Below are 1,932 nucleotides of genomic sequence, written 5' to 3' on the forward strand. Positions count from 1 at the left end.
ATCTTCGTGAAATCTCTTGTAGTAAACAAGCGCGAATATTGGGTAAGCAAACCTCTGAAATCACAAAAATATTATTGGCGGCAGAGTGCTTTATACGAGGTCATATTATTGAATTGTTTCCAAAAGTGGCATAGTTGACAACGAACATAATTAAGATGTATATTGAAAAAACGTTAGCAAAATTTAACGTTAGGATTAGCCTCCTACTGTTCAGTACGACGTATAAACCGCGTCAGCGGTATTTTTATGCGTAAAGCTTAGTTGCATCTATTCTATGGTGAGCTGGGTAAGGGCTCAAAAGAGCGCCGTTTCGTACTAGCGGTAAGGCTAACCTTATTCAGTTCACCTCCAATGATTAGCCTCTGCGGTGGTGATTATTAAAATCATTAGTACGGAGACAATATTATGTCTAATTCATTAGTTTTTCATAATACTACCATTCAATCAGTTAATCACAATAACCAAATATGGATCACATCAAGCGAACTAGCTAAATTACTTCAATATAAAAGCACTGATTCAGTAACAAAGATTTATAATCGTAACTTTGACGAATTTACACGCAAAATGACCGAGACGGTCAAATTGACTGCCCCGAATAACCTTATACAAACTGTAAGGATTTTTTCGCTTAGAGGAGCGCATCTAATCGCAATGCTTGCTAAAACAGAAATAGCCAAAGAAGTAAGAAAATGGTTACTTGACTTAGCAGATAAAGAAATAGGTATAAGTGAAACAATCTCTCTCGAACAGCAACAAGCAATTCAACAAGCGGTAAATGAGCGCTCTTACCGAACAGTTGAAAGACATCAAGCTATATACACCAAACTACATCAGCAATTCAAAATCCCTCGCTATCAAGATTTACCTGCAAGTCAGTTTGAGAATGCGATTAAGTGGTTAGGTGGTATTCATTCTCGAAGCGTATTATCTGATGAAGATTGGTATGATTTAGCGTGGTTATATAAAGCCGCTGAAAGAATGCGATATCAATTAGAATTAATATAGCCTGCATTGAGAGTGAGTGATTCAGGTTTTAGAGGGGCTTTCTATTCAATGGCTCGTGAATATAAGCGGACTTTAAATGATGCTAGAATAATTATTAATAGAGAAACAGCGCATATTGAAGCCAAAAATATTATCGATAAATGGAACAATGTTTTGCCAGTTATTAGACATGTTTAACCCTTTTTTTAGCCCCTTTTTTAATATATTGATTATTATCAATTAATTTTCATATAATAAAAAAGGGTTATTATTGGAAAATTGGTTAATTTTTAGTTATTACAATGTGTTATATTTGATATAATCTAGTTTACCGCTGAGTAGGCGGTTTAGAAAAACCCCATTTTTGTTTGGTGCATTATTTGGCTGTTTACCGCTGAGTAGGCGGTTTAGAAAGCTGCATAAGTGGTTTTGAAAGTTATAAGAAATAATTAATTGAAACAACTTAAACACTTGACTGTTTAAACATTTAAACAGATAATATGAGTATAATGCGGTTCAGAACGCATAAAATATAAGCTCGCTAAATAGGTGGGCTTTTTATTTTGCATATGTGAGTAATTTTATGAGAACACGGGCATCACGGGCATATAGACGACATCAAGTTAAAAGATGCTTAGACAACCGAAAAAATGATTTTTGTTCTGGTGATTCAAGAAAATCACTCAAAAGACATATAGTAACTCCAACGACATGCTCTTGCTGGATGTGTGGTAATCCAAGAAAACATTTAGATGAGTTAACATTACAAGAACAACGCTCATTATTGAATTTAAGGGAAAGCCTCAATTAAGAGGCTTTTTTAGTAAAGTGATTTTTTGTACATTAAGATCGCTTCTTCGATGATCTTACTTTGTGATTTTTCAGTCTTGGCACTTAATTCTATTATTAAGTCAATAATCTCAATAGGCAATTTGTATCCTTTTG

Annotated in this window: 3 protein-coding genes; 2 read left to right on the forward strand and 1 reads right to left on the reverse strand. The window is 34.2% G+C overall.

The window, feature by feature from the left end; genetic code table 11:
• Positions 1 to 405 precede the first annotated feature (405 nt).
• On the forward strand, positions 406 to 1,008 hold the full coding sequence (locus J3U74_RS12305) for a Bro-N domain-containing protein (protein ID WP_267328875.1): 603 nt from the start codon (positions 406 to 408) through the stop codon (positions 1,006 to 1,008).
• A 12-nt stretch (positions 1,009 to 1,020) separates the two neighbouring features.
• Positions 1,021 to 1,185 (forward strand): P22AR C-terminal domain-containing protein, encoded by a 165-nt coding sequence (locus J3U74_RS12310; RefSeq protein ID WP_267338084.1) that lies wholly within the window; start codon positions 1,021 to 1,023, stop codon positions 1,183 to 1,185.
• 622 nt (positions 1,186 to 1,807) lie between these two features.
• Here J3U74_RS12310 and J3U74_RS12590 read toward each other — a convergent pair.
• The gene (locus J3U74_RS12590) at positions 1,808 to 1,918 is read right to left on the reverse strand and encodes a ribbon-helix-helix protein, CopG family (protein WP_416379763.1); all 111 of its coding nucleotides are present in this window, start codon (positions 1,916 to 1,918) and stop codon (positions 1,808 to 1,810) included.
• Positions 1,919 to 1,932 lie beyond the last annotated feature (14 nt).

Source organism: Gilliamella sp. B3892 (assembly GCF_026536305.1).
Lineage (GTDB): Bacteria > Pseudomonadota > Gammaproteobacteria > Enterobacterales > Orbaceae > Gilliamella.

What these genes read in the sequence shown, in the direction of transcription:
- J3U74_RS12305 (WP_267328875.1), top strand. Translation starts at nt 406, where the DNA reads ATGTCTAATTCATTAGTTTTTCATAATACTACCATTCAATCAGTTAAT.